This window comes from uncultured Anaerotruncus sp. (assembly GCF_902490045.1).
GTDB lineage: Bacteria > Bacillota > Clostridia > Oscillospirales > Ruminococcaceae > Anaerotruncus.
Window position 1 is genome coordinate 23,063 of record NZ_CABUCJ010000006.1, and the last position, 21,877, is coordinate 44,939.

General features: G+C 63.5%; 21 protein-coding genes and 2 pseudogenes. 6 read left to right on the forward strand and 17 right to left on the reverse strand.

The window, feature by feature from the left end; genetic code table 11:
- Positions 1 to 3 precede the first annotated feature (3 nt).
- Positions 4 to 1,404, forward strand: coding sequence for an MATE family efflux transporter (locus RDM88_RS01450; protein ID WP_308752497.1), 1,401 nt, complete (start codon positions 4 to 6; stop codon positions 1,402 to 1,404).
- Positions 1,405 to 1,455: 51 nt separating this feature from the next.
- Here RDM88_RS01450 and spoIVA read toward each other — a convergent pair whose 3' ends face one another.
- Positions 1,456 to 2,934, reverse strand: coding sequence for a stage IV sporulation protein A (gene spoIVA / locus RDM88_RS01455; RefSeq protein ID WP_308752499.1), 1,479 nt, complete (start codon positions 2,932 to 2,934; stop codon positions 1,456 to 1,458).
- 18 nt (positions 2,935 to 2,952) lie between these two features.
- Complete coding sequence (locus RDM88_RS01460) at positions 2,953 to 4,485, reverse strand: SPOCS domain-containing protein (protein WP_308752501.1); 1,533 nt, start codon at positions 4,483 to 4,485, stop codon at positions 2,953 to 2,955.
- 253 nt (positions 4,486 to 4,738) lie between these two features.
- Here RDM88_RS01460 and RDM88_RS01465 point away from each other — a divergent pair, with 253 nt between their 5' ends.
- A complete protein-coding gene (locus RDM88_RS01465; RefSeq protein ID WP_308752503.1) occupies positions 4,739 to 5,404 on the forward strand; it encodes a hypothetical protein in 666 nt (221 codons plus the stop codon).
- Between the two features lie 159 nt (positions 5,405 to 5,563).
- Here RDM88_RS01465 and spoVM read toward each other — a convergent pair whose 3' ends face one another.
- From spoVM to RDM88_RS01490, 6 genes are all read right to left on the reverse strand, one after another.
- On the reverse strand, positions 5,564 to 5,650 hold the full coding sequence (gene spoVM, locus RDM88_RS12870) for a stage V sporulation protein SpoVM (protein ID WP_101549091.1): 87 nt from the start codon (positions 5,648 to 5,650) through the stop codon (positions 5,564 to 5,566).
- 23 nt (positions 5,651 to 5,673) lie between these two features.
- Positions 5,674 to 5,832, reverse strand: a complete 159-nt coding sequence (locus RDM88_RS01470) for a hypothetical protein (RefSeq protein WP_172439148.1) — start codon at positions 5,830 to 5,832, stop codon at positions 5,674 to 5,676.
- A gap of 104 nt (positions 5,833 to 5,936) precedes the next feature.
- Positions 5,937 to 6,119 (reverse strand): hypothetical protein, encoded by a 183-nt coding sequence (locus RDM88_RS01475; RefSeq protein ID WP_308752506.1) that lies wholly within the window; start codon positions 6,117 to 6,119, stop codon positions 5,937 to 5,939.
- 3 nt (positions 6,120 to 6,122) lie between these two features.
- Entirely contained in the window at positions 6,123 to 6,662 is a 540-nt protein-coding gene (locus RDM88_RS01480; protein ID WP_308752508.1) for a stage V sporulation T C-terminal domain-containing protein, read from the reverse strand.
- Between the two features lie 333 nt (positions 6,663 to 6,995).
- A complete protein-coding gene (locus tag RDM88_RS01485; protein ID WP_308752510.1) occupies positions 6,996 to 7,526 on the reverse strand; it encodes a GNAT family N-acetyltransferase in 531 nt (176 codons plus the stop codon).
- A gap of 31 nt (positions 7,527 to 7,557) precedes the next feature.
- Positions 7,558 to 8,394 (reverse strand): VIT1/CCC1 transporter family protein, encoded by an 837-nt coding sequence (locus RDM88_RS01490; RefSeq protein ID WP_308752535.1) that lies wholly within the window; start codon positions 8,392 to 8,394, stop codon positions 7,558 to 7,560.
- Positions 8,395 to 8,614: 220 nt separating this feature from the next.
- Between RDM88_RS01490 and RDM88_RS01495 the strand changes: the two genes are divergently transcribed.
- The 3 genes and pseudogenes from RDM88_RS01495 to RDM88_RS01505 all read left to right on the forward strand — a co-directional run.
- Positions 8,615 to 8,818: a spore coat associated protein CotJA gene (locus RDM88_RS01495; protein WP_308752512.1), complete on the forward strand. Its 204-nt coding sequence runs from the start codon at positions 8,615 to 8,617 to the stop codon at positions 8,816 to 8,818.
- The gene (locus RDM88_RS01500; RefSeq protein ID WP_308752514.1) at positions 8,811 to 9,062 is read left to right on the forward strand and encodes a spore coat protein CotJB; all 252 of its coding nucleotides are present in this window, start codon (positions 8,811 to 8,813) and stop codon (positions 9,060 to 9,062) included. The genes RDM88_RS01495 and RDM88_RS01500 overlap by 8 nt, the downstream gene beginning before the upstream one ends.
- 6 nt (positions 9,063 to 9,068) lie before the next feature.
- Positions 9,069 to 9,662, forward strand: a pseudogene (locus RDM88_RS01505) (manganese catalase family protein); the annotation flags it as partial.
- A 536-nt stretch (positions 9,663 to 10,198) separates the two neighbouring features.
- Here the strand turns inward: RDM88_RS01505 and RDM88_RS01510 are convergent.
- Positions 10,199 to 11,104: a ribonuclease Z gene (locus tag RDM88_RS01510; RefSeq protein ID WP_308752516.1), complete on the reverse strand. Its 906-nt coding sequence runs from the start codon at positions 11,102 to 11,104 to the stop codon at positions 10,199 to 10,201.
- A gap of 269 nt (positions 11,105 to 11,373) precedes the next feature.
- On the opposite strand from RDM88_RS01510, the gene RDM88_RS01515 reads away from it, so the two are divergent.
- Positions 11,374 to 13,239 (forward strand): hypothetical protein, encoded by a 1,866-nt coding sequence (locus RDM88_RS01515; RefSeq protein ID WP_308752518.1) that lies wholly within the window; start codon positions 11,374 to 11,376, stop codon positions 13,237 to 13,239.
- Positions 13,240 to 13,298: 59 nt separating this feature from the next.
- On the opposite strand, the gene RDM88_RS01520 is transcribed toward RDM88_RS01515, so the two are convergent.
- From RDM88_RS01520 to RDM88_RS12875, 8 genes and pseudogenes are all read right to left on the reverse strand, one after another.
- Entirely contained in the window at positions 13,299 to 14,360 is a 1,062-nt protein-coding gene (locus RDM88_RS01520; protein WP_308752520.1) for an aldose epimerase family protein, read from the reverse strand.
- 308 nt (positions 14,361 to 14,668) lie between these two features.
- The gene (locus tag RDM88_RS01525; protein ID WP_308752522.1) at positions 14,669 to 15,484 is read right to left on the reverse strand and encodes a thiamine diphosphokinase; all 816 of its coding nucleotides are present in this window, start codon (positions 15,482 to 15,484) and stop codon (positions 14,669 to 14,671) included.
- Entirely contained in the window at positions 15,484 to 16,389 is a 906-nt protein-coding gene (gene rsgA / locus RDM88_RS01530) for a ribosome small subunit-dependent GTPase A (protein WP_308752524.1), read from the reverse strand. Before rsgA ends, RDM88_RS01525 begins: the two co-directional genes overlap by 1 nt.
- A 5-nt stretch (positions 16,390 to 16,394) precedes the next feature.
- Positions 16,395 to 18,347: a Stk1 family PASTA domain-containing Ser/Thr kinase gene (gene pknB, locus RDM88_RS01535; RefSeq protein ID WP_308752526.1), complete on the reverse strand. Its 1,953-nt coding sequence runs from the start codon at positions 18,345 to 18,347 to the stop codon at positions 16,395 to 16,397.
- Positions 18,348 to 18,364: 17 nt separating this feature from the next.
- Positions 18,365 to 19,096: a Stp1/IreP family PP2C-type Ser/Thr phosphatase gene (locus RDM88_RS01540; RefSeq protein ID WP_308752529.1), complete on the reverse strand. Its 732-nt coding sequence runs from the start codon at positions 19,094 to 19,096 to the stop codon at positions 18,365 to 18,367.
- Positions 19,097 to 19,561: 465 nt separating this feature from the next.
- Positions 19,562 to 20,602 (reverse strand): 23S rRNA (adenine(2503)-C(2))-methyltransferase RlmN, encoded by a 1,041-nt coding sequence (gene rlmN, locus RDM88_RS01545; RefSeq protein ID WP_308752531.1) that lies wholly within the window; start codon positions 20,600 to 20,602, stop codon positions 19,562 to 19,564.
- Between the two features lie 36 nt (positions 20,603 to 20,638).
- A complete protein-coding gene (locus RDM88_RS01550) occupies positions 20,639 to 21,274 on the reverse strand; it encodes a methyltransferase domain-containing protein (protein WP_308752533.1) in 636 nt (211 codons plus the stop codon).
- A gap of 61 nt (positions 21,275 to 21,335) precedes the next feature.
- Positions 21,336 to 21,872, reverse strand: a pseudogene (locus tag RDM88_RS12875) (transcription antitermination factor NusB); the annotation flags it as partial.
- Positions 21,873 to 21,877: the final 5 nt, after the last annotated feature.

Sequence of the window (21,877 nt, forward strand, 5' to 3'; positions counted from 1 at the left end):
GCGATGGTTCGGCAGGACGCCGTTTCCGCAAACGGCATCACGGAAGGGGTCATCTGGAAGCAGCTACTCATCTTCTTTTTTCCCATCCTCTTCGGCACCCTCTTCCAGCAGCTCTACAACACCGCCGACGCCATCATCGTGGGGCGGTTCGTCGGCAAGGAGGCCCTCGCCGCGGTGGGCGGCAGCGCCAGCGTGCTCATCAACCTGCTGGTCAACCTCTTTGTGGGGCTTTCGTCGGGCGCGACCGTCGTGGTCGCGCAGGCCTACGGCGCGCAGGACTATGAAGAGGTCAGCCGCACGGTGCACACCTCGGTGATGCTCGCGCTCACGGCGGGCGCGGCCATGACGCTGGCGGGACTTTTGTGCGCGCCCGCCGCGCTGCATGCGATGGACACCCCCGCGGAGATCATGGCCGATTCGGTCGTCTACCTGCGGGTCTACCTGCTCGGCATCGTCGCCTCTTTCCTCTATAACATCGGCTCCGCCGTGCTGCGCGCGGTCGGGGACACCCGGCGGCCCCTCTATTTCCTGATCGCCGCCTGCCTGCTCAACATCCTGCTGGACCTGGTGCTCGTGCTGGGGCTTGGGCTCGGCGTGTTCGGCGTGGCGCTGGCCACCCTCCTTTCGCAGGTCCTCAGCGCCCTGCTTGTCCTGGTCACCCTCCTGCGGTCCGACTGGCCGCTGCGCCTCAACCGGAAGGAATTGCGCTTCACCGCCTCGTCGCTGAAAGGCATCCTGCGGGTCGGCATCCCCGCCGGCCTGCAGGCGGACATGTACGCGATCTCCAACGTCATCCTCCAGTCCTGCATCAACTCGTTCGGCACCGTCACGATCGCCGCCTGGACCGCCTACGGCAAGATCGACGGCTTCTTCTGGATGATCCTCTCCGCATTCGATGTGTCGATCACCACATTTGTGGGGCAGAACTTCGGGGCGCAGAAATATTCCCGCATCCGCAAGAGCGTGCGGGTCTGCCTTGTGATGGCGTTTGCCACTGCCATCCTCTCAAGCGCCCTGCTCTGTCTCTTCAGCCGCCAGCTCTTCGCGATTTTCACAGCCGACCAGGCGGTCGCGGAGGCGGGGCGGCACATGATGCTCTTCCTGACGCCCTTCTACTTCACCTATGTCTGCGTGGATATTCTGTCGGGCGCCATCCGCGGCACCGGCGACTCGGTCCTCCCGATGATCATGACCTGCGGCGGCGTGTGCGTGCTGCGGGTGCTGTGGGTCTTTTTCGCGCTGCCGCTGCACCGCACGATCGACATGGTCATCGTCAGCTACCCGATCACCTGGACGCTGACCTCCGTCCTCTTTGCGGTCTACTACCTGCAAGGCGGCTGGCTGCGGCGGCGCATCGCCAGGGCGGGCTATCCGCCAGAGGAGCGCGGGAAAAAAACCGAATAAAGACAAAGCCGCCCGCCCGCGAAGTATTTTCGCGGGCGGGCTCGTTATTTATTACAGGATGATGCAGATGAGGCCGGTGCAGCCCTCGTTGATGATCCGTTCGACCGTCTCCTGCAGCTTGATGCGGGCGTCGGACGGCATCCGGTAGAGCTTGTTGTGCAGGCCCTGGTTGACCAGCTCGTGCAGGCTCGTGCCGAAGATGTTCGACTCCCAGATCTTCTGGGGGCTCTCCTCAAACTCGTGCAGCAGGTAGTGCACCAGCTCCTCCGACTGCTTCTCCGAGCCGACGATCGGGCTGACCTCGGTGGTGATGTTCGCTGCCATCATGTGGATGGAGGGGGCGCTCGCCCTGAGGCGGACGCCGTAGCGGCCGCCCTGCTTGACGATCTCCGGCTCCTCGAGGGAGAGCTCCTCCAGCGAGGGCATCACGATGCCGTAGCCGGTGGCCGCCACCTCGTCGAGCGCGCACTTGACCTTGTCGTACTCCTTCTTGACGGCGGCCAGGTCGATCATGCAGGGCATCAGCGCGCTCTCGTCGGGAATGTCGAGGCCGGTCGCCTCGCCGAGGATGCGGTAGAAGAGGTCGCTCTGCAAATCCACGCTGACCTCGGCGCTGCCGCTGCCCAGGTCGATCGAATCGACCAGCACCCGGCTGACGTATTCGCAGTCCGCCAGGGTCATGATCTTCCCCTTGAGCGCGCCGATGTGCTCCACCCCGTCGGCGGCCTCGCGGATGGCGCCGTACAGCTCGGCGCGCAGCCAGTGGTCGGGGGCGAGCGAGGTGACCCAGCCGGGCAGGGTGATCGCGGCCTCCCGCACCGGGAACTGGAAGAGCACGTCGGAGAGGATGACGCGGATGTCCTCCTCCGCGAGGTTCAGGCAGTTGACCGCCACGACGGGCACCGCGTAGCGCTCCTCCAGCTCGGCGCGCAGCGCCTTGGAGGCGGGAGCGGCCGGGTCGGTGCAGTTGAGCAGCACGACGAAGGGCTTGTTGATCTGCCGAAGCTCGTTGATCACGCGGACCTCCGCCTCCTCGTACTCGCTGCGGGGGATCTCGCTGATGCTGCCGTCGGTGGTGACGACCAGCCCGATCGTGCTGTGCTCGTTGATGACCTTCTGGGTGCCGATCTCGGCGGCGAGGTTGAAGGGGATCTCCTTCTCGAACCAGGGGGTCACGACCATGCGGGGCTGCTCGTTTTCAATGTAGCCGAGCGAGCTGGGGACGATGTAGCCCACGCAGTCGATCATCCGCACGTTGAAGGCGGCGTTGTCCGCGAGGGTGACCTTGACGGCCTCCTCGGGGATGAATTTGGGCTCGGTGGTCATGATCGTGCGCCCGGCGGCGGACTGGGGCAGCTCGTCGGTCGCGCGTTCCCGCGCGAACTCGCTGCCGATGTTCGGGATGACGAGCGTCTCCATGAACCGCTTGATGAAGGTGGATTTTCCGGTGCGCACCGGCCCCACCACGCCTATGTATATGTCACCGCCGCACCGCTTGGCGATGTCCTGGTAGATCTTCTGTGCCTCCATTGTTTCCTCCCCTTTCCGTTATTTCATCGGGATGAGCAGCAGCCGGCGTCCCTCCAGGACGTCCCCTTCGAGCTGGTTGCCCGCCCGGATGGCCGCGACCGACGTGTTGTAGCGTTTGGCGATCTCCCACACCGGCTCCCGCTCGCTGGCATAATAGAGGTAGAGGACATTGTCCCGCCGGGTCTTCGCGCGCGTCTCGTCGACCGTGACGTCGCACACCACCGTCCTGCGGTAGAGGCTGCACACTTCCCCCCAGACGCGCACCGGGCAGCGCACCTCCAGCTTCTCATGCCCGCTCATCGTGAAGGCCGCCGTCCCCGCCGAGGCGTTCGGGGAGAACACGAGCGTCTCGCAGGGGCCGCGCAGGGCGACGCGGTGGCTGTATTCGCGCGTCTGGTCGTAATAGGCGATCTCCCCGTTCGCCTCGCACACGAACATGCACACCGTCATCTTTCCCGACACGACGGCGCAGTCCTCCTCGATCTGGACGGCCGGCGCGCCCGCCGTGCACCACACATCGACGATGCTGCCCGCGTCGGGCGGAAGGTCGAGCGTCTCCTTGTACATGCAGGTCTCGTCGACCGTGTCGATCAGGCGCAGCAGCGGCACCTGCCGGACGGTGGGCTTGCACTCGTAGCTGGTGGAATAGCAGTCGCACACCGCGTCTAGCTGCATCCGCCGGTAGGCCGACGCGCAGGCGTTGAGCGAAATATCGACCGTGAACGCGCGGTTTTCCCCGTCGGCGTTGGCCTTGGGGGTCACGTCGAGGGAGCACACCTCGTACCACACGCTGCACGAACAGTCCTCGTCCACCCCGTCGAGGTCGATCACCTGGCTCAGCGGCAGCGCGTACTCCATGACGTCGAGCTTTTTGGCGTCCTCCTCGCACTGGTAGATCACCTTGACGGTGATCTCCCCCTTGGTGACGAGCTTGCCGGTGATCGCCTTGTAATCGGTGACCTGGGCGGAGGCCGACGCGCGGATGACCGCCCCCACGGCCGGCTTTCCGTAGCCGAGCTCGACCTCCTCCCGCACGCTCGCCTGGCGCATGACGCGCGGCAGCACGCAGGCGTTTTCCGCCGTGTCGGGGCAGAGCTGTAGCCCCGCGCCCTCGGCGGCGACGAGGACCTCCTCCTCCGTCTGGCCGGTCACCCGCACGTTCATCGTGACCGCGCCGCGCATGTCGAGCCGGCGGGAGCTGACCGCGCGGCAGTTGAAATAGTCGACGCTCTGGGCGACGCACACCGAGGGGTTCTGGGGGGCGCACCGCAGCTCCACCACGCGGGTGTAGGGGATTTTATATTCCGCGTGGCGGATGCAGCCGTTCTCGTCGAGGTAGTAGAGATGCGCCATCGCCATCCCGTCCACCGAGAGCTTGTCGCCGTTCACTGCGGTCAGGAGCAGGGACGGGACCACTTCACAGCGAAGGATTTTCTGGATGTCGGGGCAGTAGTCGGGCAGCAGCACGTCACACTCGAGCGGCTGTTCCACGACGCCGTCGTATATGGTCTCGTTGATGCTTACCGTCTGTTTTTGCAGATTCAGCTCCATAGTATTACCCTCTCCTTCTGTTTGCTACCACCAATATATGTCCAGCCCTCCCCGAATATGCTCTCCCCGTCCGCCTTTCCGCCGCATTGCGGCGCGGACGGGGAAAACCGACGAGACTTGACTATTCCGGCCAGTGTGGTACAATATCGGCATGGCAAAACCGGCGCGGCGGCCCTCTCCGCCGCCTGAAACCAGACACATCCCGGCGCGATCTCACGCCGCGTTATTTTTTTGGAAGGAACGTGAAATGCCTATGAACCGGACTTTGAAAATTCTGGGCGCATGCGCCCTGGCCCTGATGCTGACCCTTTCGCTCGCCGCCTGCGGCGACACCGCGCCGGCCGAGGCCTCCTCCTCCGAGGTCTCCTCCTCCGAGCCCGAGCCGGAGAGCTCCGCGCCCGCGTCCTCCGAACCCGCCGAACCGCTGACCGAAGAGGAGTACGGCGCGCGGATCACTGAAATCATGACGGGCGTGCAGGAGAAGGCGGTCGCCTTCCAGCAGCTCGACCCGAACGACGAGAACTATATGGGCGAGGCCGTCTCGCTGATGGACAGCCTGAGCGACGCCTTTTCCGAGGTGGGCGCGCTGACGCCGCCCGAAATCCTCGCGCCGCTGCACGAGACGCTCGCGGCCGCCGCGCCCCGGGTGCAGGAGGCCGCCGACCTCTACGCCGAGGCCGCCGCGATCGACCCGAATGACACCGAGGCGCGCAGGGAGAAGGTGGACGAGGCCAACCAGACATACGCCGAGGTCCTCCAGGAGATCCAGGGCACGCTGATGGTCATGTCCCAGCAGGAGGCGGGCGACGAGGCGGCGGGCGAGGCAGGCGGTGAAGCGGACGGCGGGAACGCCGCCGCGAATCCCCCGATCATCATCCGCAGCGCCGACGGGACGGCCGGGGCCGTCGCCCTGGGCTGATCCGCAAAAAATCGAACCGAAAGAGCGGCCGGGATTTTCATCCCGGCCGCTTCCGCTTTTCCCGGAGCTCCCGCGGCGTTCCGGCAGCGGCGGAGATACGCGCAGAGGCCCGGCGGGAAATCCCGCCGGGCCTCTGCGTGTTTTGGATGGCTTACCTGCCTATGTAACGGGGTCTTTCTTGATCTTAAAGAAAAAACGCAGGATCGGGGAGAGGAATTTCGGGCTTTTGATGACGACGATCTTCATAGCGCAACCACCTTTTCTCGTTTTCACAGCAGCAGGATGCGGATTGCCAGCGCGACGAGCATGACGCCCGCCAGAATCAGCACCAGTTTGAGCGAGGTGAACACCGCCAGCACCACGCCGAGGCCGAACCCCGCGCAGCACTGCGCCCAACAGTTGCAGTCCAAAAACTGCTTCTTTTTCATCCTGCTCACCTTCCGCCTGTTGTCTTTACCCCAGTATACGCCGGGCGGAGATTTTGGTGACAAAATCGAACGCGCCGCGGCCCGGGGGCCGCGGCGCGGTTTTTTTACAGGTCATCGGCGTCCTGCACCGGCACCTCGTACTGGTTCATCGGCCGGCCGGTATAGCTGCCGTTCGGGTCGGTGCGGCTGGGCGGGATGGAAATCATGTGCTCCACCAGGCGCGCCACACGCACCTTGTCCCGCCCGGAAAGCTCCTCCACGGGGCCGTTCTTATGCTTGCCGCCCACCGGTTATTCCTCCATCTGGCGGCCGAGGAAGGCCGCTCCCACCTGGATCAGCTTGATTTCGGTGTCGGTGGCGGGCGCGGGGCTGTCGCCCGCGATGAACATCAGGCTGCCGCACACGTCGCCCGCGGCGATGATCGGCGCCTCGACCAGCGCGTAGCGGTCGACGCCCTCCACCGGCTGCATCTTCTTGCCGTCGGCGGTCACCGCGAAATTGCGGCGCTGCTCCATGACCTCCTCGAGCGCGGGGGACACGCGGCGCTCGAGGAGCTCCTTTTTGGGGATGCCCGCGACGCTGATGACGTGGTCGCGGTCGCAGACGACGACCGGATAGCCGCCGATTTTGCTGAGCACCTCCGCGTACTGGGTGGCGAAGGCGGAAAGCTCGCCGATGGGGGAATACTTCTTAAAGATCACTTCGCCGTCGTTGTCGGTATATATTTCAAGAGGGTCGCCCTCCCTGATGCGCATTGTCCGCCGGATTTCCTTGGGGATGACCACGCGTCCCAGGTCATCGATTCGCCTTACAATTCCTGTGGCTTTCATCCGAATTGCTCCTCCTTGTTCTATCTGAAAATATGGTATGTTCGGCAAGGTTATTATTGACTGGCAAAATCGGATTTATGTGGAAGGCTTCGACGGATTCACAGGAATCTTATGGCACGATAAAAGTTCAAAAAATACGGGCGGCCTGTCGGCCGCCCGCAGAGACCGGGTGCGCAAAAACGGCCGCCCCGGCAAGTTATTTTTTATTGATTGTATAGACGGAAACCCCCTTATAACTTTCCGCAAATGTTTATAAAGTACTGTAAAAACGGCTTAAAATAAGGTTTTTTTGCATAAAGCCATATAACTGTTGTATTTCTGGTTCATCATCTTCTATAATAGTTTTTCATATACATGATACCACTTTAAGCCATACAATTCTTCCAGCCCAAGATCAATCGTTCCACGATAGGAAAATCCACATTTTTCATATAATCGAATAGCTGAAGCATTTTTCTCATATACATCAAGGCGTACCGCCCCAATGTCATGTTCTTTTCCCATCGTACACACATAATCAAGAATCGCTTTTCCGACTCCCATTCCAAAAAACTCCGGATGAACTACCAGGACATGAACCACATATACATTGTCTCCCGGCACTTCTTTCGGCCACGCTATCTGGCTGTAAACTTCCCCCTGTTCACGAAGGTAAATTACACTTCCAACCAACTCTCCGTCTGCTTCTGCCACATACAGCCAGCCCTTCTCAAATCCTTCCTCTGCATTTGCCAAAGTCGGATAGATTCCGCGTTTCCATCTGGGATGATTCTCATGCGTTTCCAAATAATCATGAAGCCTTTCGTACAGCGTAGCAACACGCGCGACATCTCTCTCCTCTGCAATTCTTACATTTATTTCCATGCATTCTCCAATTTGTACTATTCTATTTTTATCAGATGTCCACGCCGAGCCACATTTTGACGAGCAGGCCGACGACGAAGGAGAGCGCCGCGACACCGAGCGAGATGCAGGCCATCTCCGCAAAGCGGCGGCGGAACGGCAGGCCCTTGGCGACGGCGATATAATAGTTGAATATGACGATGATCATCACGACGACCACCAGCATGGTGCCGAGCGCGAACAGATACCCCTTGGGCGGGAAGAGCAGGTAGGGCAGGATGAGCAGCGCCACGGTGACCAGGTAGGCGATGCCGGTGTAGACGCAGGATTTGAGCGCGTCCTTATGACCCTCGCTCTTGGCGGAGAGGAATTCGCTCGACGCCATCGAAAGGGTGGCGGAGATGCCGGTGATCAGTCCGGAAAGCGCGATGATCCTTGTGTTCTGCATCGCGAGGGTGAGCCCCGCGAGCGTGCCCGTCAGCTCGACGAGCGCGTCGTTGAGCCCGAGCACCATCGAACCGACGTACTGGAGCCGCTCCTCGTCGAGCAGCTCCATCAGCGCCCGTTCGTGCGCGTCCTCCTGCGCCATGACCTCGGCGCTTTCGGGTACCTCAGAGACCAGCGCCGCGTAGTCGTGCTGCGCCACGTCCTCCCGGTTCTCCATCAGCTTGATCGTGAAGGTGAAGCCGAGCACCCTTGCAAGCAGCTTGCGCCACCACACCTTCAGTCTCTGCGGTTTCATCTCCACGCCGGTATATTTTTTCCATATATTGCAGTGGACAAGCTCCTCCTCCGCCAGGCGGTTGAGCACCTGTTTGTTTTTTCCATCCTTGAGGCGGGACGCGATCGCCTGATAGGTCGCGTACTCGGTGATCTCTGTCTGCTGCATCACACGGATCACTTCCAGCGCTTTTTGTGAAATTTGGGTTTCCCGCTCCTTTTCCATCAAAACATTCCCTTCCTTCCCGTTTTTTTCCGTTTATCACTGCCTCCTATTTTAACACGTTTTTCCCATCCATTCAAACCCAAATCACACAATCGGCACCCACCCATAGTATGGACCGAGGGGGTCAACACCCCAACCGTTTTGGTAAAGGAGAAATTCGGATATGGTACTCAAACCCGATATGGGCGCATACGCGGTTCCGGTGCAGGACCCGTGCTGGCCCGACGCGATGCCCGCCCTGTCCATGACCTATTCCCCATGGCAGCAGTGGGGCCCCGTCTATGAGGCGGAAGTGGCGCTTTCCCGCGGAACGATCTTCCCCGGGCTCGACAAACCTTTTTTAGAGGGGGCGTGTCCCTGTGTGTGAACGGCAGAGGCTTTTAAAGCAGATCCAGATGCATGACTTTGCAATCACCGAAGTCGTCCTCTATCTGGACGGCCATCCCACCTGCCAGCCCGCTCTGGCATACTACGAAAAGCACAAAAAACTGCGCGATGAAGCGGTTGCGCTCTATAACCAGCAGTTTGGGCCGCTGAACATGCGTGAAAACTGCAACCCGAACAGATGGACATGGGTGGACGATCCGTGGCCCTGGGAAATGGAGGCTTAGTACATCATGTGGTTATATGAAAAGAAACTGGAATACCCCGTAAAAATCAAGCGCCCCAACCCCGCGCTGGCCAAATTCATCATCAGTCAGGTCGGCGGCCCGGACGGTGAGATGGGCGCCGCGACCCGCTACCTGCAGCAGCGCTATTCGATGCCCTACGCGCAGGTGAAGGGGATGCTCACGGACATCGGCACGGAAGAGCTTGCCCATATCGAGATGGTCTCCGCGATCATCTACCAGCTCACCCGCTGCATGACGCCCGAAGAGATCAAGCGCAGCGGCTTCGACACCTATTTTGTCGACCACACCGCGGGTGTCTACCCGCAAGCTGCTTCGGGTTACCCCTTCTCGACCTCCGAGCTTCAGGTCTCCGGCGACACCCTCGCCGATCTCTACGAGGACCTCGCGGCCGAGCAGAAGGCCCGCAAGACCTACGACAACATCCTGCGCCTCGCGGACGACCCCGACGTGCGCGACCCGATCAAGTTCCTGCGGGAACGCGAGGTCGTGCATTTCCAGCGGTTCGGCGACGCGCTGCGCATTACCCAGGAGAATCTCGACGCGAAGAACTTCTACGCGTTCAACCCGAGCTTCGATAAAAAATGCAACCCGCCCCAGAAGCTCTTTTCGCCTCCCTGCACGTCCGGCTGTCAGGCCGAAGTCGTGCCCGACACCGCCGCGGCTCCCGCCTGCGGATGCGGCTGCGTCCAGCCCCGTTCCTGCCCGCCGGTCATGCCGAACAACACCTGCGGGTGCGGATGCGCGGCTGCCGTTGCGGAGCCTGCCTGCGGATGCGAAACCGTCGTTCCGGACACCGTCTGCGGCTGTGCCGCCGCGATGCCCGAGAAACCGGCCTGCGGATGTGTGGAGACCCCGCCGGTCTACAGCTCCTTCGTGCCCAACCCGATCGGCATGAACAACTGCGGCTGCGCGCCCCAGCCCGCCCCCTACGCCAAGCGCAATAAGCGCGGCGGCTGTGGCTGCGGCTGATCCGCTCTCCCGGCGACTGCTCTTTGCCTTGGCAAATTTGCGCTATCCCCGAGGGTCCCCGTCTTCCGGGGGCCCTCTTTTTGCGCCCGTGCCGACGCAAAAGGAGGGAGGACGCCCGTCAGACTGGCCCTCCCTCCCGGTTGGGACTATTCGCCGCCCAGTGTGACCCGGATGCCGTCATGGGCGGCGACCGCGCCGGGGAATTCCTCCCGTGCGCGGCCGATCCACTCCTGCGGGTCGGTGAGCGCGGGGCTGTAATGGGTCAGCCACAGCCGCCGGGCGTTCGCCCGCGCGGCCAGGCGCGCGCTCTGGGAAAAGAGGCTGTGCATCTTTTCCCGGAGCTTCTCCTCCATCGCGTCGTCCCCGTACATCCCCTCGGCGATCATCAGATCCGCGTCCCGCGCGAATTCGGCGATGCCGGGGAGGGGCAGCGTATCTGTGCAGTAGCAGACGGAAAGCGGCCTGCGCGCGCCGTCGAGCACCTGTCCCGGCTCGATCCGCCGCCCGTCCGGCAGCGTCACCGCCTCCCCCGCGTGCAGCGTGCGGTAGAGAGGCTTGGGAATTTCGAGCGACGCGGCCTTCCGCGGGTTAAAGACCGGCTTACGGGCCACCCACACCCGGTAGCCATAGCAGGTGATGCGGTGTTTGAGGGGGAGGCTGGAGACGGTAAGTCCCTCCCAGCCGTCCATCCCGTCTCCGGCGCCCAGCTCGACCAGCTCGACCGGGTAGGGCACCGGCGCGATCATCATCAGGGCGGGCACGACATACCGCAGACCGGGCGGTCCCGCGATCGTGAGCGGGGTGGTCTTGCCGCTGTTGCCCGCCGAGAGCATCAGCCCGGGCAGCCCGGCGACATGGTCGGCGTGATAGTGGGTGATCAGCAGGGTATCCAGCCGGCCCAGCCGGCACCCGGCCGCCCGCAGCGCGAGCTGGGTCCCCTCACCGCAGTCGATGAGCAGCGCGCGGCCCTGGTATTCCATCCAGCAGCAGGTGAGCCAGCGGTTCCCCAGCGGCATGAAACCGCCCGTTCCCGGCAGACAGACCGACAGCATCCAAACTCCCCCTCCGTCGTCATCTGTTTCCATTATAGCATATCTGTCATAGCGGCAAGCCCACGCGGCGCGGCCCCTTCCCCGGCGGTTGACTTTTCAGGCAAAATGATGCAGAATGTGATTAAAATATGTGGCCCTTCTGGAAAGATCGTGCATCAAAACACGCCTTTCCGCACACCTATTAAAAAGAGGCGGCGCGGAGGATTTTTCCGCGCCCCCACCCGGAACGCCATCACCGCAGCATGAAGAAAGAAAGGATTTCGATCAAAATGTCTGTCAAACGGATTACCGCACTCTGCCTGGCGCTCGTCATGATGCTTTCCCTGGCAGTCGGCGCGTCTGCGGCATCAAACTACAGCCTCAAAGTCCAGAATAAGTATGTCCAGTTTTACAGGGGAGGAAACCTCACCGGGTCCTATCTCTCCAAGGATGGGGCGATCTCCCTCAACTCGAGCAAGGGAGACCTGCTCGTCTGCTTCATCGATTCGACCGGCAAATCCCGCCGGATCACGCTGGGAAGCCAGTCCGACCTCAGCGTCACCGGCTCGCTCCCTTCGCTGTCGCTCCCCAAGACGCTCGACAGCGACGTCCAGGTGACCATAGGCGGCACGGTCAACACGCTGACCGTGGCGGGCGCGAACAAGGTGACCGTCTCGCGCGGCGCGACGGTCACGACCGCCAAGCTCACCAACAGCAAGGCCAAGCTGACCGCGGCGAGCGGCTCCAGCGTCAAATCGGTGACCGCCGTCACCAAATCGTCCGTCTCGGGAACCGTCGGTTCCCTCAAGACGGGGAACAGCAACGATTCGGACAGCACGAGCGGCTCCTCCGCCCTCAAGCTGAGCACCCAGACAATCGACGCGGATTACGGCGATAAGCTCAGTTCGCTGCAGGACGACCTCGAGGACAGCGTCACCGCCTCCTATAACGGCCGCAAGGTCCCGGGCAAGGTGAGCTGGGTCTCCTCCGGCAGCACCGTGCTCCGCCGCAGCGGCACCGTGCGCTTCCTCTTCACCCCCGACAGCGGCAGCTACAAGAAGACCTACGGCTCGGTCTACATCGACGTGGACGGGGACGGCGGCAACAGCAGCACGAGCAGCACCGGTGTCAAGCTGACCACCAAGACGATCCGCGCCGATTCCGGCGACCGCCTGCGCGACCTGGAGGACGACCTCGAGGACAACGTCAAGGCGACCTACGACGGGAAGACGATTTCGGGCGAGGTGAGCTGGGATTCCTCCCGCTCCACCGTCGTCAAAAAGAGCGGCAGCTACAAGTTCGTCTTTGAACCGGACAGCAGCCGGTATAAGACGACGACCGGCACCATCCGCATCACCGTGGACGGCGACGATGATGACGACGATGACATCGAACTGCGCATCGGCACGATCAATGTCAAGAACACCACCACCCGCCTGCGCAGCCTTGTGAGCGAGCTTGAGGACGAGGTGCGCGCCTATGACGATGACGGCGACCGCATCGACGGCGAGGTCAAGTGGGTCTCCGACACCACCCGCGTGACCAAGACGGGCTACTATGAGTTCTATTTCATCCCCGACAGCAGCCGCTACGACCGTGTGCGCGACGAGATCAAGATCACCGTCAACGGCAGCGGTTCGAGCTCGAGCAGCAGCAAGAAGCTGACCCTCAAGGTCGACGGCTTCAAGGCCGACAGGGACGCGCGGCTCTACTATTACGAGGACGAGCTTGAGGACAATGTGACCGCGCGCAACAAGGACGGCGACAGGGTGAGCGGCGAGGTCGAGTGGGTGGACGAGAGCGCCCGGATCACCAAGACGGGCAGCTACGACTTCTATTTCATCCCCGACAGCAGCAAGTATGAAAAGACCCGCGGACAGATCAAGATCACCGTCAGCGGCAGCAGCAGCGGCTCGGTCCACTTCAGCACCTCCTCCTTCCGCGCGGACAAAAACGACCGGCTCTACGATTACGAGGATGAGCTCGAGGACAACGTGCACGCCTACAATTCGGACAACGACCGGCTGGACGGCGAGTTCGAGTGGGTGGACGAGGACACCAAGATCACCAAGAGCGGCTACTACAGCTTCTACTTCTATCCCGACAGCAGCAGATACGACAGGACCAAGGGACAGATCAAGATCAACCTTCGCTGATAAAAGAACGCGCAAAGGCGGCCCGCAAAACGCGGGCCGCCTTTTTTGATTCGCCGGGACTATTTCACGCCGAAGCGGTAGATCGTCGTGTGGTCGTAGAGCGTGCCCGCCCGCAGAATGGGGTTCGGCCACTCGGGGTGGTTGACCGAGTCGGGCGCGAACTGCGTCTCGAGGCAGAGGCCCGCCCGTTTCCCGTAGAAGCAGCCCTCCTTGCCGAGCTGGGTGCCGTCGATGAAATTGCCCGAGTAGAACTGCACGCCCGGCAGCGTCGTCAGGCAGGTCATGTGCCGGCCGCTCTCCTCGTCCCACAGCTCGGCACAGGGGCCGAGCTCGCCCGCGGGGGAATTCAGCACCCAGTTGTGGTCGTAGCCGCTGCCATAGGCCAGCGGGAGGTAATCCTCGTCGATCCGCTCCCCGACCCTGTGGTAATCGCGGAAGTCCATCGGCGTGCCCGCCACCGGCAGGACCCTGCCGGTCGGGATGCTTTCGGCGTCCGCCTCGGTGAAGCTGTCGGCGTAAATCTTGAGCTGCTGGCCGAGGATCGTGCCGGAGCTGTGGCCCGCGAGGTTGAAATAGGCGTGGTTGGTGAGGTTGCAGACGGTGTCCGCATCGCACGACGCCTCATAGCGCAGGATCAGCTCGTTACTGCCGGTGAGGGTGTAGGTCATCGTGACGCTCAGCGTGCCGGGATAGCCCTCTTCCCCGTCGGGGCTCACCAGCCGCAGGCGCAGCGCCTGCCCCTCCTCGCAGGAGATGACCTTGCAGGCCCACAGCTTCTGGTCAAAGCCGACCGTGCCGCCATGCAGGTGGTTGACGCCGTTGTCGTTGAGCGCGAGCCGGTATTCCCGCCCGTTCAGGGTAAACCGGCCCTTGCCGATGCGGTTCGCGCAGCGGCCCACCGCCGCGCCAAAATAGTATTTGTTCACCTTGTAGCCCGCGTAATCCCCGTAGCCGAGAATCACGTCGGCCAGCTTCCCGCCGCGGTCGGGCGCGAGGATCGACACGAGGTGGCCGCCGAAGTCGGTCGCCGACACCTGCATGCCGTTTTTGTTCCGCATTGTGTATAGGGTCGACTGTCCCAAGTCGGTCATCAGGTAGGGGGTCTGGGTGATCGTTGTCATCTCTACCGCTCCTTCTCCTCATCTCTGTCATGGATTGCGAACATGCTTCTATTATAGGCGCGTTCGCCGGGAAAGTAAAGCGGCCCGCCGAAAGGCGGGCCGCTCCAGCGTGTCAAAGAACTTGACACGCTGCTGGACGGGGAACCCGGATCGCTTCGCCTCACTGCGTTCGGCTTGCTCCCTTGTTTCCCCGCCAGTCCACCCTTCCTCTTGTAAAACCGCTTGACATGCGGTTTTACGCCATAGAGAGATTTTGTCCGGCACATGTCCGGACAAAATCAGCGGCCCGCCGAAAGGCGGGCCGCAATTTAATCCGCATCCCCGGCGGGGACGGTTCCGTTGTGATCCGGCACACGGGCCTCCCGGCGCGACGCGATCACGATCAGGGTGCCGCGCGCGACCTCGATGCGCGCCGTATCGGCGGCAAACTCGTTGCTCACCCCAATCGGCATCGACGGGGCGAGACGCGCGCCGGCGAGCGGGTACTCCACCCCGCGCAGCGTCACACCCTCACACTCCCCGGCGGCAAAGACCGACAGGTACCACCCCTCCATGCGGGGCAGCTCGAGCGCGCCGTCCTTCACCGCCCAGGCGCGGTTGTCCGCCGAGAGGATGACGCCCCGCGCGCCCTGCGTGCAGAGCCAGCAGAGGGCCTGCAGATTGGCGACCGTATGGTCGAGCCTGCCGCCCAGCGCGCCGACGATCACAAATTCCCCATAGCCGCGGCCGAGTCCCAGCCGCAGCCCCGTCATCGTGTCGGTGTCGTCCTTGCGCACGGGGGTGCGCACGACTTCTACGTCCGGGGCGATCTCCCCGCCATAGGAGTCGAAGTCGCCCACCGCGAGGGCGGGCTTCAGCCCGAGCCGCAGCGCGGCGGGATAGCCCGCGTCGCACGCGATCACGAGGTCGCCCGGCGCGGCGGAGAGCGCCTCCTCCCCGACGCGGTCCCCGGACGGCCCCCCCGCGACCAGGATGCAGCGGCCGGCCGCCTTCCGGGCGGTCCGCCGGCTTTTGCGCATGCAGTCGGGCGGGTTCGGGCGCGTTTTATGGAACGAAACGCACGCCTCGCAGTCCCCGTGGCGGGGGCAGGCGCGCGGGCATGCGCAGTCGGGATTCTTCGGCATTATTTTTTCTCCTGCGGGTCCTTGAGTTCCCATTCCTTCAGCTTCTTCGCGTCTTCATAGAGCGCGCGGTAGCTCGCGTGGCGCGAGGGATGGATTCTCCCCTCCCGCAGCGCCTCGAGCACGGCGCACCCCTTTTCCACCGTGTGGGAGCAGCCGGTGAACCGGCAGTTCCCCGAAAACTCGGCGAACTCCGGGAAGCAGCCGGCGAGCTCCTCCTTGCGGATGATCTCATACCGCTCGAGGTCGACCGCCGAAAAGCCCGGCGTGTCGGCGATCCAGCCGTTCTCCCCGATGGGGTAGAGCTCGACGTGGCGGGTGGTGTGCCTGCCGCGGCCGAGCTTGCGGCTCGTCTCCCCCGTCTCGATCGACAGCCGTTCGTCGATGCGGTTCAAGAGGCTCGATTTGCCCACGCCCGTGTTGCCGGAAAAGGCGCTGATCCCGTGGGAGAGCGCCGCGCGGATCTCCTCCAGACCCTCGCCGCTCTGCCGGGAGACGGAAAACACCGGGATGCCGACCGTCCGGTAGATCTCCTCGAGCGCGTCGGGCGCGCCGAGGTCGCTCTTGGTGATGACGAGCATCGGGCGGATATCCTTGTGGCAGGCGATCGCCATCAGCTTGTCGATGACGAGAACGTTCGGCGCAGGGTCGGATACCGAGGCCACGATCACAAAGGTGTCGACGTTGGCCAGCGGCGGGCGCACGAGGGCGTTTTTGCGGGGCAGGATCGCCGTGACGTATCCGGACGCCTCCCCCGTCGGCTCGAGCTCGACGCGGTCCCCGACCAGCGGACTCACCCCCTCCTTGCGGAAGAGGCCGCGCGCGCGGCACTCATGGAGGACGCCGTCCGCCCGCACGTAATAAAAGCCGCCCGTCGCCTTGACGATCAGTCCTGTGCGCTTGTCCATAGCCGTTACTCCGCGAAGTCGGACGAGTAATCGTCCAGCAGGTAGTAGCCGTTCTCATCAAAATCGAGGTCGTAGACCTGGTAGAGCTCGCCGTCAAAATAGATCTTGACCGACGCGTAGCCCTCGCCGGTGAAGTAGGCGGGCCACCTCCCCAGCTCGGCCGGGTTGACCGTCTCCTTCTGCACCTCGGTGCCGTCCTGCGTCGCCGTCATCTCGACCATCCGGTCGACCCCCGCGGGCAGCGGGATGATCAGCCGCAGGCGCTTGTTGGCCTCCGCCGTGCCCGCGATCGTGATGTCGACCGGCGTGCGCGGGGACACCTGGGAGTCCTCCGCCGGGCTCTGGCTGACGACGAGGCCGTTCATCGCCTCGTCCTCGTAGTCCTCGTCGTAGGTGATCTTGCCCACCAGCAGGCTGCGCTGCTGGAGCAGGAGCTTGGCGTCGTCGAGGCTGATTCCCCCGAGCGGAGGCACCGTCACCAGCTTCTCCTCGCGGCCCATGCTCTTATAGACGGTGACGATGTCGCCCGCCGCCACCTGGTCCCCCTCGGAGGGAATGGTCTGCACGACGCTGCCCGCCGGGACGGTGTCGCTGTACATCTGCTTGGGGTCGGCCGTAATGCCCCACTCGTTCAGCTTGGCGACGACCTGCTCGTAGTCCTGCCCGGAAAAGTCGGGCAGCGTGACCATCTGCTTGCCCTTGCTGATCTTGACGCGGATCTCCGAGCCGACCTTGACCGTCGTGCCCTCCTTCGGACTCTGCTCGTAGATGACGCCCTTGTCGTATTCGGTGTTGTAGACCGGGTCGTCCTCCGGGACGATCTCGAACTCCTCGTACTTGGGGGAGACGCGCACCACGTCATATTTTTCGCCCACGAGGTTTGGGACCTTCTTGTCCTCGACGCTCGCAAAGGGGTTGTTGAGGTAGATCATCCAGCCGATGAAGGCCGCCGACACGATGACGAACGCGGCTGTCACCCCCGCGAGCACCGGAATGACCGGCGCGCGGCGGGGCTTGTCCTTCTTTCGCTTCTCCTTTTTGCCGCGGCGGGCGTTCTGGATGGCGTCGGAATATTTGCTGTCGTCGTGCGCGAGGGGCGCGCTGAGGTATTTGTACTCGAACGAGATGGAGGGGTCGCGCTTGAACTCGTCGATGTCGCGGAGCATCTGCGCCGCCGACTGGTAGCGCTTGCCCACGTCCTTCTCCATCGCGTGCATCGTGATCTCCTGGAGCCCCTCGGGAATCGAGGGGTTGAGCTCGCGGGGGAGCACCGCCTTGGACTGGATCTGCTTGAGCGCCACCGACACCGGCGTGTCCGCCTCGAAGGGCACCTTGCCGGTGAGCATCTCATAGAGCATCACGCCCACCGAGTAGATGTCGGTGCGCGCGTCGATCGTGCCGCCCGCCGCCTGCTCGGGGGAGATGTAGTGCACCGAGCCGATCGCCTTGTCGGTGAGGGTGCGCGTCTCGCTGCGCGCGAACCGCGCGATGCCGAAGTCGGTGATCTTGATCGTGCCGTCCGAGAGCAGCATGATATTCTGCGGCTTGATGTCCCGGTGGACGATCCCCTTGTCGTGCGCGTGCTGGAGGGCCCGCAGAATCTGGACGGTGAAATGCACCGCCTCCTTCCACTTGAGGACCTTCTCCTGCTCGATGTACTCCTTGAGGGTGATGCCGTCGATGAACTCCATCACGATCGACTGGAGCCGGTCGGAAAAGCTCACGTCGTACACCCGCATGATGTTGGGGTGGTTAAGCACCGCCATCGCCTTCGATTCGTTCTTGAACCGGCGGCGCATGTCGGCGTTGTCCATATATTCCTCGCGCAGAATCTTGACGGCCACGATCCGGTCCTCGATGGTGTCGTACGCCTTATAGACGTTCGCCATCCCGCCGATGCCGATGATCTCCATGATCTCATATCTGCCGTCGAGCTTCTTGCCCAGATATTTATCCATCTAAACTGTCCTCCCGCTTATTTCGCGACAATGACGGCCGTGATGTTGTCCGGCCCGCCCGCCTTGTTCGCTTCGTCGATCAGCAGGAAGATGTCCTGCTCGCTTGCGCACGTGGTGATGAGCTCCATATGTTCCTCCGGCGGCGCGTAGTTATAGAGCCCGTCGGTGCAGAGCAGCAGCCTTCCCGACGGGAAGGGCTGCTCCATGTACTCGACCTCCACCGTCCGCTCCACGCCCAGCGCGCGGGTGATGTAGTTGCGCTTGGGGTGGCTGCGCGCCTCCCGCTCGGTGATCTCCCCGCTCTCGATGAGCAGCTGCACCACGCTGTGGTCCCGCGTGATCCGACGGAGCGTCCCGTCCTCCGGCGCCAGGTAGGCGCGGCTGTCGCCCGCGTGCGCGATATAGAGCATGTCGCCCAGCACCACCGCCGCGACCACCGTGGTCCCCATGCCGCGCAGTCCCTCGTCCGCCGCGCCCATGTCGTAGATCACCGCGTTGGCCGCCGTGACCGCCGAGAGCAGCAGCGATTTTATGGAAGCCGGCAGGGGATGCGCCGCCAGCCCGCGCGAAAGCGCCTGGCCGATGATCTCCACCGCCCGTGAGGAGGCGACGTGACCGCCGTTTTCGCCTCCCATCCCGTCGCACAGCACGACATAGGCCGCGGACGCGTCGACGATCTCATGGACATAGGCGTCCTGGTTCGTCGCGCGCACACAGCCCTTGTCGGTGCCGCCAAATATCCGTATCAATTGGAAACCCCCTTTGTTCGCGCGCGGTATTTTGGATTCCCGACCAAAATACCACCGCTCCTCGCTTCCCGGCCTCTGGCCGGAGCGCCGCTGCGCGGCGACGCTTCGTCGGCGCGCGTCACGGGCGGAGGGCCAGCGGCCCTCCCCCGTGTACCCCCTCCCGGCAAGTGCTCCGCACCTGCGGTTCCCACCAGTTGGGAGCGCCGAGACTAGGTTGAGCCCTCAGCTAGTGTACCTATGTGGTGCGGCAGTAATCTGCGGGTTATGGCAAGGTACTCCCGGGGATTCCTAAGGACCCGGCGGAGGGTCCTTAGGCGCCCTTCTTTGGATCCTTTCTTTGGCGCAAAGAAAGGATTCCGCCTGCCGGGGCGGGACCCGGCAATCACACGCCGCCGAAGGCGGCTCCCCTTAGCCCTCCGAAGGAGGGCGATTAAAAGAAAGCCTGCCGGGCGCAGCGCGGAAAACCTAAGGAATCCCCCCGGCGTCCTGCCGCCGCAGCTGCCCGCAGGCCGCGCTGATGTCCGTGCCCAGCTCCCGGCGGATGGTCGCGTTGACCCCCAGCCGCTGCAGCTCGCGCTGGAACCGCTCGATCGCGGCGCGGTCCCCGCGGCGGTAGCCCGTCTCCGCGACGGGGTTCACCGGGATGAGATTGACGTGCGCGCCCATGCCGCGCAGACGCGCGGCCAATTCGGCCGCGTGCTCCGGCGCGTCGTTCACGCCGGCAATCAGTGCATATTCAAACGAGATCCGCCGCCCGGTGGCTTCAAAATAGTCGCGGCAGGCCTTCAGCAGACAGTCAATATTATACTTTTTGTTGATTGGCATGGAGAGATTGCGAATTGTATCATTCGGCGCATGCAGCGACACCGAAAGGGTAAGCTGCAATTTCCGTTTGGCGAGCTCGCGGATCCGGTCGACCAGCCCGCAGGTGGAGAGGGAGACGTGCCGCAGGCTGAGGCCGAGGCCCCGCGCGTCCGAAAGGTTCTCCAGAAACGCCATCACATTGTCGAAATTGTCGAGCGGCTCGCCAATGCCCATCAGCACGACGCCGTCCACCCGTTCGCCGCTGTCCGCCTGCGCGGTGTAGACCTCGTCGAGCATCTCGGAGGCGGTCAGGTCGCGCACCCGGCCGGCCAGCGTCGACGCGCAGAATTTGCAGCCCATCCGGCAACCCACCTGCGTCGAAATGCAGAGGGAATTCCCGTGATGGTAGCGCATCAGCACCGCCTCGACGCAGTTGCCGTCCCGCAGCTCATACAGGTATTTTACCGTACCGTCTATGTTGGAAACAAGTCTTTTTTTGATACGGATGGCGTTTATGTAGAACTTTTCGTCAAGCTGACCGCGCAGGGAGGCCGGGAGATTGCTCATTTCGGCAAATGTGGACACCCTTTTTTCGTGCAGCCAGCCGAAAATCTGCCCCGCGCGAAAGCGCGGCAGCCCCAGCTCCGCGACCGCCGTTTCCAGTTCCGGATAAGGATAGGATTTGATGTCCAGCCTGCCCATTCGTTCACCGCCCCCGCAGTCAAAATTTCAACACAATCACCGCCGCTCGAGGCAGGCGGTGAAAAAGCCGTCGGTATCCTCCCGCTCCCCCGTGTGGATCTCCTCCGAGAGGAGGACAAACGCCTCGTTCTCCGCGAGGAAACGCTCGACGACCCGCTCGTTTTCCGCGGGCAGCAGCGTGCAGGTGGAATAGACCAGCCGCCCGCCGCTCCTAAGGTATTGTGCGGAAGTTTGCAGGATTTTATACTGGATTTCCGGAAGATTCTGGATGCTCTCCCGGGGCTTGTACTTGATCTCCGGCTTGCGCCGGATGACCCCGAACCCCGAGCAGGGCACGTCGCAGAGCACCCGGTCGAATTTCCCGAGCGCCGGGTCGAAGATCCCCGCGTCCCCCGCCGAGGCGGTGACGATCGACACGCCCAGCCGGCGCGCGCCCTTTTCCACCAGATCGGCGCGCTTCCGGTGCAGGTCGCGCGCGACCACCTCGCCGCGGTTTTCCATCCGCTCGGCGGCCGTGAAGGTCTTGCCGCCCGGCGCGGCGCACGCGTCGAGCACCCGTTCGCCCGGCAGCGCGCCGAGCGCCTCGGCGCAGAGCTGGGAGGCGCGGTCCTGGACGTGGAAAAGCCCCTCCGCGAAGGCGGGCAGCGTCTCGACGGCGAGCCTGCCCCGCACCGCGACGCAGCCGTCGGGCGGCGCGGCCGGGACGGCCTGCGCGCCCTCCGAGCCGCTCGCAGAGCGCCTCCGGCGTGGTCAGCAGGGTGTTGGCGCGCAGGTAGACGGGCGCCTTGCCGAGCGAGCCCGCAAGCATGCGCAGGGCGGCCTCCTCCCCGTAGGAGGCGAGCCACACCTCCACCAGCCAGGCCGGGCAGGAATATTCCACTGCGAGCCGTTCGGCGCGAGAGCCCTCCGCGGGCGGAACGGCCTTGCCGTCCCGCAGGAAGGCGCGCAGTACCCCGTTCACAAACCCCGAGGCGCGCGCGCACCCGAGCGCCTTCACGAGATTGACGCTCTCGCTCACGGCGGCGTAGTCGTCCACGCCGTCCATGTAGAGGAGCTGGCAGATCCCCAGCCGCAGCGAGGCGCGCACCGCCGGGGTGAGCGCGGAGAGCGGCTTGGCGGAGTAGCGCGCGAGGATGTGGTCGATCGTGAGCATCCGCTCGAGCGTACTGTAAAAGAGCGCGGCGGCAAACGCGCCGTCGCGCGGGGTAAGTCCGTTTTTGGCGATCAGCGCGTCGATCACGAGGTTGGAGTAGGCGCCCTCCCCGTCCATCCGCA